Consider the following 8,935-nt stretch of genomic DNA (forward strand, 5'->3'; position numbering starts at 1 on the left):
GGCCTTGAGCGCGAAGAGCGCGAAGGTGACATCGGCGTATTCATCGTTGACCATCGGCCCGATCACCCCGGCGGGCAGCGTCTTGGCTTCGTCACTGAGCTTCTTGCGCGCCTGGTAGAACTCCTCGGGCACCTCGGCCGGCGGCGTCTGGTCGAGCAGCGTCAAGGTGGTGAAGGCCAACCCCGGACGGGTATAGGTTTCCGAACGGTCGTACCAGCGCAATTCCTGCAGGCGCTTTTCCAGCTTCTCGGCGACCTGATCCTGCATCTCCTGCGCCGTGGCGCCCGGCCAGGCGGTGATGATGGTCATGACCTTGACCGTGAAGGCCGGATCTTCCGCCCGGCCCAGCTTGAAGAACGACAGTACCCCGCCGACCGAGATCAGCAGGATCAGGAACAGGGTGATCGAGCGCTCGCGGACGGCCAGTGCCGACAGATTGAATCGGCTGTCGCTCACGGCTGCTGTCCTTCCAGGGCACTGTTGGCAGCTGTGGCCAGGCGGATCGCCTGGCCCTCGTGAAGGAGATGAACGCCGAGGGCCACGACCCGGTCACCCGGCAGGAGGGGGCCATCCACCAGGGCGGTGTCATCCGCCAGCTGACGAACCTGCACGGGTACCCAGGCGACCTGCTCGGGCGAGCCCTGGATACGCCAGACCCCTGCGCCCCTGCCCTCGTCGTACAGGGCGCCCAGCGGCACCTGCAAGGCCTCCGCCCGCTGCCCGGAGTCTTCCGGGATGCGCAGTGTCACCGTGGTGCCCAGGGGCGCCTTGGCCAGCGCCCCTTCGAGCACATAGCGCGCCTCGAAGGTTCTGGTCTCGCGATCGGTGCTGTCCGACAACTGCCGCAGTCGTGCCGGTCCTGGCTGTAGCTCGCCGCCCAAGCGGCTGGCCTGGGCCAGCGAGCCAAGCGCCGGACGCAAGGTCTCCGGTAGCTGGACGACGACCTCCCGGGCGCCCGCGCGAGCCAGGCGCAGCACAATCTGCCCAGCGGCCACGACCTGCCCGGGCTCGGCCAGGGTATCGACCACGGTGCCCTCCGCATCGGCCACCAGGACGGCATAACGGCTGGCGTTGAGGGCGACTTCCGCCTGGGCTTCCGCCGCCTTGAGCTGGGCCCTGGCCGTATCCGCAGCGGCCCTGATCTGATCGTAGCCGGAGACCGAGATAGCCCCCGTGCCGCGCAGGTCCCGATAGCGAGCCTCATCGTCTGCCGCCTGGCGAGCCCGCGCCTGGGCGGCGGCCACGGCTTCGCGCTGGGCCTGCAGGGCCAGTTGCAGATCGCTGGGATCGAGCTTGAGCAGCGGTTGTCCGCGCTTGACGGTTGCCCCTATGTCCACCAGCCGTTCGGCAACCTTGCCGGCGACGCGAAAGCCCAGATCGCTCTGCACTCGCGCGGCGACGATGCCGGTGAAGGTGCGGCTAGCGCGCTCGGCCTGTTGCGCCACGGCGGCTCGTACCAGCGGTGCCTGCGTACGGGGATCGCCTTGGGAAGGAGCGTCGCACCCGCCAAGAGACAGCGGAAGGACGGTAGCCACCACAGCAGTGGAAAGCAGACGGCGCGCGAACATGGAAGCTCCGAGAGGATGCCAGCAGAGCGCGCAATTTGATACCAGTGACCTTTTAGTCAATAGTCACTAGATAATTTAAGGCGAGAGGCTACGCAGGACCAGGTTGGCCAGCTGGGTGAGGGCGACGTCGAAATGCTCGAAGCTGTGCTGCAGCATCAGCGGATTCAGATAGGGTCGAAGCACGAGATAGGTCGCGGTCGTCACGTCGTCGATCGGCGTCTTGCGCTCGAACTGCCCCTCCCCGCGGCCCTGCAGCAGAATCTCCTTGAGCAGCTCCTGCATCCGGGCTTCGTAGCTGATCGTGGCCGGCCAGCGACCGGAGGCTGCAGAGATGGCGATTTCGTACAACTTTCGATCCTCCGAAAACAGCTGCAGGGTTGCCGCCGGAAGGCTCTGGAAAAGCCTTCTGAGCTTTTCCGGCGGACTGTCAGTCGAACCGACCGCGGCCCTTGCCGTTGCCTCGATTCCCTGCAGGCAATCCGCACAGATGGCCTCGCCGATCGCCTGCTTCGAATCGAAGAACTTGTAAATGTAGGCTTTGGAAAACCCGATGCTCCGGGCGAGTTCGGACACCGTGGTTTTCTCGTAGCCGTAGCGGCTGAAGTGGTCTTTCGCTGCCACCATGATCTGGTGGCGAACGTCGTGCTCGGCCGGTCCACGCGCCTGGCCAGGGGAAACGGATTCGGTAGTCATGGGGTTGGGTGTTCCAGCAGTTGCAAAATGAAACGGAAAGTGACCAATATACACTTTAGTCACAAAAACCGTTCAGGCGTTGCTCAGGATAAAAGCCCATGCGCTCCAGACTCCAGATGATTCTGCTCACCAGCGCCCCTGGCGAGCGGCTGTACCCTTGGGCCTGACTACCACGCGCCAGAAATTGCGCTGCCCGCAACCTTCCAGCGGGAGCCGGTGCCAGCGCCCCTGGCCGATCAGGCGCTGGCTGGCTGGTGGGACCGTTTCAAGGATCCGCTCCTGAGCCGCCTGGTAGAACAGGCGCTTGCGCAAAATCTCGATCTGGTCCAGGCCGACGCACGCATTACCCAGGCGCGTGCCGGCTTGACGGCGGCCAAGGCCGCGCTATTGCCAGCAGGCGATCTTGGTGGCCAGGCCGGTCGTGCCTATCAGTCGCTGGAAACACCGCTTGGACGGGTGCTCGACTCGGCGCCCGGCTACGACAGGAGCGGTTCTTCCTATGAAGTAAATCTCGAAGCAAGCTGGGAGCTGGACGTGTTCGGCGGCCTGCGTCGAGGTCGCGAAGCCGCCTTGGCCGAGTACCAGGCCAGCTTGGCCGGTGCCCGTGCCGTGCGGCTGGCCGTGGCTGCCCAGACGGCCGACCTCTATGTCGACATCCGCGGTCTGCAGACACGCCTGGCGATCGCTCGCCATCAGGTGGACACCCAGCAGGGATTGCTGTTGATGGTCAGGCTATTGAACGGCAAGGAACTGGCGACCGACCGGGAGCTACGCCAGGCCGAAGGGGGCTTGGCCGAGGTTCAGGCCTCGATACCCGGCCTGGAGTTCTCGCTGGAGCGGGCCATGAATGCCCTGGATGTGATGCTGGCGACACCACCTGGCACCTGGCGTAGCCAACTGGCTGGCGCCGCGTCCATTCCCGACGCCCCCCGCATCGAAACGGCAGGCACACCCGCCGACCTGCTCCGTCGACGTCCGGACCTGATCGCGGCCGAGCGCCGCCTGGCCGCCGCCAATGCCCGGATCGGCACCGCGATGGCCGAGTACTATCCCAAGCTCTCCCTGAGCGCTCTGCTCGGCAGCGCCACCACGATTTCCAGTGGCAATCTCTTCAGCCACGACGCCAATCAGGCGCTCGGTGCCCTGGGCGTACGCTGGCGGCTGTTCGACTTCGGCCGGATCGATGCGCAGATCCAGGCGGCCAAGGGACAGCGCGCGGAATCGCTGGCGGCCTATCGGCAGGCAGTATTGCGTGCCACCGAAGACGTCGAAGATGCCCTGACCGGCCAACTGAAGCGCGAAGAGCAGGTCACCCTGCTGACGGCGGGCGAGGCCTCGCTCAGCCAAGCCCGCCAGGCCGCCGCCCTCGCCTACCAGAAGGGCGTGCTGCCCCTGGTCGATGTGCTGCAGGCCGATGAGCGCCTGCTACGCACGGCCGATGCACGTGCCCAGGCGCAAACGGCAGCCGCACAGGCGGCAATAAGCACCTTCAAGGCGCTGGGGGGAGGCTGGCAACCCGCATCCACCGCCGCCTTGAGCCTCCAATAAAAGAAGACGACCGGGCCGGCCCGCGCGGCTGTCCGGTACAGAAGCCGGGATTCTGCATGGCGACCCCTGCAAGCCGGCCGGCCATACTGGGTACCCCTGGCCGGCACCGGTCAGCTCTCCAGGTAGACAGCCATTCCGGTCGTCCCATGCCAGCAGGTTAAGACACGTCAATGCAACCCTTCGCCCTCTACCTCCTGCTGTGCGGCCTCACCATCGCCAGCCCCGGCCCGGGCGTACTGCTCACGATCACCAATGCACTGCAGCTGCGGCTGCGCGGCGCCCTGCCGGGCATCCTCGGGGTGGTGCTGGGCATACTACTGGTGGCCATCCTGGCAAGCACCGCGCTCGGCGCCCTGGTGAGCAGCTCGCCGCGGACCCTGCAGAGATTGCAGCTGGTCGGCGCGCTCTATCTGGGCTGGCTGGGGCTGCGGCGTCTGCGCGGTCCCGCGGCCCACGGCCGGCAGCCTGCCGCCACTCGGCCTTCGGTCAGCGGTGGCAGACACCTCCTGCAGGGCTTGCCGGTGTCCCTCACCAACCCCAAGCTGATCCTCTTCTTCCTGGCGCTGTTTCCACCCTTCATCCAGGCGGATCGCCCGCTGTTGCCGCAGCTGGTGCTGCTGGTGGCGACCTTCTGCCTGATGAGTTTCATCATCCATTGCAGCTACGCCGGGGCGGCGACCGTCCTGAGTGCCCGCCTGACCGTTGGTACCACCCTCGCCCGGCTGCAGCGAGCGGCTGGCGCGCTCTTCCTGGTGTTCGCCGCGCTGTTGCTGGGAGCGGCCCTGGGGTCCCCTGGCGCCTAGTGCGTGACCAGGGTCCGGCTGGCGTCGTTCGACGCTTCCCGCGACTGAGACTGCTCCTGCCGCAAGGCCGCGAAACGCGCCGGGGACAGCGGCCGCTGCAGGTGGAAGCCCTGGGCCTGGTCGCATTTGAGGTCGGCGATGCGCGCCAGCTGGCCGGCGGTCTCGATACCCTCGGCCACCACCGTCAACGACAGGGCCCGCCCCATGCTGACGATCGCCTCGACGATGGCCGCATTGCTCTCGCTCACCTCGATGTTGGCGACGAAGCTGCGATCGATCTTCAGACAGTCGAAGGGATAGGTGCGCAGATAGCTCAGCGAGGAATAGCCGGTGCCGAAGTCGTCCATGGACAGCCGCACGCCCAGGGCCTTGAGCTTCTTCATCGATTCCAGGGCACCGGCGGCATCCTCCAGCAGCACGCTCTCGGTGAGTTCCAGCTCGACCCGCGCCGGATCGATGCCGGTGCGCAGGAGAACCTTGCTGATCCGCGCGATCAGGTCCTCGCGCTGGAACTCCAGCGGTGACAGGTTGATGGACACGATCAACTGCGGTTCCCAGGTCACGGCCTGGCTGCACGCCTCCTGCAACACCCAGTCGCTCAGGCCGAGGATCAGCCCGGTCTCCTCCGCCAGCCCGATGAACTCGGCGGGCGCCAGCCGACCACGAGCGGGGTGATTCCAGCGCACCAGCGCCTCGGCGCCCAGCAAGCGCTGGCCATCGGCGGCGAAGCGCGGCTGGAAATCCAGTTCGAATTCCAGTCGCTGCAAGCCCAGGCGCAACTCGGTTTCCAGCTGGCGCCGTTCGAGGATGCGCTGGTTCATGGTGGGTTCATAGAACCTCAGGGTGTTGCGTCCCGCCGCCTTGGCTTCGTACAGGGCGATGTCGGCATAGCGCAGCAAATCCTCGGCGCGGTTGCCATCCTGGGGCGCCCGGGCAATGCCGATGCTCGCCCCGATGCTGATGTCGTGCTCGTCGATGCGCATGGGCCGGCCGATGCCCTCCAGCATCCGGTTGCACAGCACGCTGACCTGCTCGGCGCTCGGAGGGCCATTCACCGCGATGACGAATTCATCGCCACCGATGCGCGCGACCAGATCGCCTTCCCGCACGCTGGCGCGCAACTCCCGGGCGACCTGGCAGAGCACCTGGTCGCCGGCGCCATGGCCGAGGGCGTCGTTGACCGGCTTGAAGCGGTCCAGGTCGAGGGCCAGCAGATACAGCGGCTGACTGGCATTGACGCCCTCGGCGAAGCGCTGCGCCAGGTAGCGGTGCAGTTGATGACGATTGGCCAGCCCGGTCAGGGCATCGTGCTGGCTGATGTGTTCGATGCGCGCCTTGGCCTCGATTTCCTCGGTCACGTCGCACACGGTGCCGCGAAAGCCCGCCAGCAGGCCACCGCTGATGATGGGTTGCGCCGTCAGCTGGCAGTACCTGAGCTTGGCCCGGGCATCGCGCATTTCGCAGCGCAGCGGGCGCCGGGTACGGCCGGCCGCCAGGGGCGTCCGCGCCACTTCTTCCACCTGGCTCGGCGGATAGCCGAGCAGTTCGTGCAGCGGGCGGCCCAGCCAGTCCTCGCGGCTGAAGCCGGTCACCGCCACGAAGCGCTCCGAGAGATAGACCAGGCGCTGCTCGGCGTCGCTTTCCCAGATCCAGTCGGACGAGGCCTCGGAAACGGTGCGGAAGCGCTGCTCGCTGTGCCTCAGGGCCTCTTCGGCCACCTCCGTCTGCCGTGCCGCCAGGCCGATCCGGCGGCGCAGGTACCAGACCAGCAGCAGCGCCAGACCGCACATCGCCGCCAGCAACGGCAGGAACTGCCCCAGCAGACCCTGCCCCATGCCATGCACCCGCCAGTGAAAGGTCACGGCGATACCCGGATCGGACTTCACCACCAGGGTCGGCCGCTCCGCCAAGGCGGGCAATTCCCTGGCTCCGCGGTCAGCCCGGGCAATTCGAAGGTCTGGCCGAGCTGGGCGAGCTTGTCCGGCGTGAGGATGTCGACGAAGACCATGTAGGACAGCCGCTTGAAGTCTTGGTAGGTGGCGTCCGGGCGGATGACCGCGGCCAGCACGCTGGCCGACTTGCCCTCGATCAGAAAATAGCCCTGGGCATAGCCATCCTTGAGCGAACGCTCCCGGGCCTGGGCCAGCAACGGCGCCTGATCGTCGCCCAGCCAGGTATCCAGTTGCAGCTTGCTGCGACCGCCGCCGACCACGGCGTAGCGCGTGACACCAGTGGGTGCCAGGATGAAGGCGCCATTGACGCCATAGCCGCTGTAGAGGGATGGCCCGACGTTGTCTTCTTCGTAGGCCCAGTTGACGTCGACCTTCTTGCTGGTCCGCGCATAGGCCTCGATCCAGAAGGAGTAATCGGTCAGCACCCGGCCCAGTCGGTCCAGCCGCGTCTCCAGCGCCCGCTGGGCATCCGCCTCGCTGTGATGGCGCTGCTGCTCGTCGATGCGCGCGCACAGGTCGAACAGCATCCAGCCGGCCAGGGTGAAGATGAGGGTGACCAGGGCGAAGAAACCCAGGGAGGCCTGACGGGCGACGCGGTTGAGTTGGGTAGGCACGCTAGCGACCTGTGGCAACGGTTGTACGAGGGTGCTGACGGCAGGCGGCCTGGCCGTAATCATCTACCTTTATATCGACACAGAGGTGACGGCCTTGAAGCGCTGGCATAAATATTCCGCAGAAACCCAGCCTAGAGCGGTTTTTTGCACCATCGGCGGGCAGCACGCCACTGTGCGCGCCAGAACGGCGCAGCCTTGGCCAGGCCGCTTGTCCAAAAACGACAGGGGCGGTCCACTCGACCGGGCAAATGTTGACCTATCGGTCAGCTTTACCCACCATCAAGACATTCGAGACCAGGTGGAGAGCGGCCGTGATCAGGTTTCTGCTGGACCAGGAGCTGCGCAGCGAAGAGCTGCTCGACCCCAACCTCACCGTGCTGCAGTACCTGCGCGAGCGCTGTGGCAAGACCGGCACCAAGGAAGGCTGCGCCTCGGGCGACTGCGGCGCCTGCACGGTGGTGCTGGCCGAGCCCGACGGCGACCGGTTGCGCTATCGCACCGTCAACAGTTGCCTGACCTTTGTCGCGGCGCTGGACGGCCGGCAGCTGATCAGTGTGGAGGACCTCAAGCACCGGGGTCGTCTGCATCAGGTGCAGCAAGCCATGGTCGACTGCCATGGCTCCCAGTGCGGCTACTGCACCCCGGGCTTCGTCATGTCGCTGTTCGCCCTGCAGAAGAACGTGGCCGCGCCGGATGACGCCGCGACCCACGAAGCCCTGGCCGGCAATCTCTGTCGCTGCACCGGCTACCGGCCGATCCTGGCCGCGGCCGAACAGGCCTGCGCCGGCCGGCAGCCGGATCAGTTCGATGCCCGCGAGCAGCAGACCCTGGAGCGTCTCCAGGCCCTGGCGCCGGTGGCCGCTACGCGCCTGGAGGGAGACGGTCGACGCTGCCACAGCCCCACCAGCCTGAGCGAACTGGCCAGTCTCTACCTGACCCATCCCGAGGCGCGCCTGCTGGCCGGCGGCACCGACCTGGCCCTGGAGGTCACCCAGCAGCATCGCCGCCTGGAGACCCTGATCTACCTGGGCAACCTGCCCGGATTGCGCGGCGTTACCCTGAGCGACGAGGTCATCGAGATCGGCGCCGCCACCCCGCTGGCCGATTGCGCCGCCGCCCTGGCCGCCGACTACCCGGACTTCGGCGCCCTGCTGCAGCGCTTCGCCTCCCTGCAGATCCGTAACCAGGGCACCCTGGGCGGCAACATCGGCAACGCCTCGCCCATCGGCGACAGTCCGCCCCTGCTCCTGGCGCTGGGTGCCAGCGTACTGCTGCGCCAGGGCGAACGGGTGCGCGAACTGGCCCTCGACGACTTCTTCCTCGACTATCGCCAGACCGCCCTGGAACCCGGCGAATTCATCCAGGCGGTACGGGTGCCGCGGGCCCGTGAAGGACTGGTGTTCCGCGCCTTCAAGGTGTCCAAGCGACTGGATGACGACATTTCCGCGGTCTGTGCCGCCTTCGCCCTGGAACTTGAGCAGGACCGCGTCGCGGCGGTACGCATCGCCTACGGCGGCATGGCGGCCACGCCCAAGCGTGCCGCTCAGTGCGAGCAGGCGCTGCTCGGCCAGCCCTGGAATGCCGCGTCCATCGAACGCGCCGTCCAGGCCCTGGCCAAGGATTTCGCCCCGCTGTCGGATTTCCGCGCCAGTCGCGAATACCGTCTGCTGACGGCGCAGAACCTGCTGCGCAAATGTCACCTGGAGACCACCCAGCCCACGCTCGCCACGAGGGTCACCGCCCATGTCTAGCACCCT

At 66.8% G+C, this 8,935-nt stretch carries 8 protein-coding genes; 3 read left to right on the top strand and 5 right to left on the bottom strand.

Annotated features, from left to right (window positions below; translation table 11 throughout):
- The 3 genes from GSQ95_RS25625 to GSQ95_RS25635 form a co-directional block, all read right to left on the bottom strand.
- A partial coding sequence (locus tag GSQ95_RS25625) for an efflux RND transporter permease subunit (protein ID WP_178123853.1) occupies positions 1 to 456 on the bottom strand: 456 nt, incomplete at its 3' end.
- Positions 453 to 1,568, bottom strand: a complete 1,116-nt coding sequence (locus GSQ95_RS25630; protein WP_158894911.1) for an efflux RND transporter periplasmic adaptor subunit — start codon at positions 1,566 to 1,568, stop codon at positions 453 to 455. The genes GSQ95_RS25625 and GSQ95_RS25630, both read right to left, overlap by 4 nt.
- Before the next feature lie 75 nt (positions 1,569 to 1,643).
- Entirely contained in the window at positions 1,644 to 2,261 is a 618-nt protein-coding gene (locus GSQ95_RS25635) for a TetR/AcrR family transcriptional regulator (protein WP_158894908.1), read from the bottom strand.
- A 138-nt stretch (positions 2,262 to 2,399) separates the two neighbouring features.
- On the opposite strand from GSQ95_RS25635, the gene GSQ95_RS25640 reads away from it, so the two are divergent.
- Together GSQ95_RS25640 and GSQ95_RS25645 are read left to right on the top strand one after the other, a co-directional pair.
- Positions 2,400 to 3,809, top strand: a complete 1,410-nt coding sequence (locus GSQ95_RS25640) for an efflux transporter outer membrane subunit (protein WP_158974010.1) — start codon at positions 2,400 to 2,402, stop codon at positions 3,807 to 3,809.
- Between the two features lie 170 nt (positions 3,810 to 3,979).
- Positions 3,980 to 4,612: a LysE family translocator gene (locus GSQ95_RS25645; protein WP_158896602.1), complete on the top strand. Its 633-nt coding sequence runs from the start codon at positions 3,980 to 3,982 to the stop codon at positions 4,610 to 4,612.
- Here GSQ95_RS25645 and GSQ95_RS25650 read toward each other — a convergent pair.
- Both GSQ95_RS25650 and GSQ95_RS26775 read right to left on the bottom strand, forming a co-directional pair.
- Positions 4,609 to 6,531, bottom strand: coding sequence for a bifunctional diguanylate cyclase/phosphodiesterase (locus GSQ95_RS25650; protein WP_256664724.1), 1,923 nt, complete (start codon positions 6,529 to 6,531; stop codon positions 4,609 to 4,611). The two genes, GSQ95_RS25645 and GSQ95_RS25650, sit on opposite strands and share 4 nt — an antisense overlap.
- Positions 6,495 to 7,178 (bottom strand): CHASE4 domain-containing protein, encoded by a 684-nt coding sequence (locus GSQ95_RS26775; protein WP_256664725.1) that lies wholly within the window; start codon positions 7,176 to 7,178, stop codon positions 6,495 to 6,497. Before GSQ95_RS26775 ends, GSQ95_RS25650 begins: the two co-directional genes overlap by 37 nt.
- A gap of 311 nt (positions 7,179 to 7,489) precedes the next feature.
- On the opposite strand from GSQ95_RS26775, the gene xdhA reads away from it, so the two are divergent.
- A complete protein-coding gene (xdhA, locus tag GSQ95_RS25655; protein ID WP_158896601.1) occupies positions 7,490 to 8,929 on the top strand; it encodes a xanthine dehydrogenase small subunit in 1,440 nt (479 codons plus the stop codon).
- The last annotated feature ends 6 nt before the right edge of the window (positions 8,930 to 8,935 follow it).

The organism is Pseudomonas sp. BAV 4579 (assembly GCF_009765395.1).
GTDB classification, from domain to species: domain Bacteria; phylum Pseudomonadota; class Gammaproteobacteria; order Pseudomonadales; family Pseudomonadaceae; genus Chryseomonas; species Chryseomonas aestiva.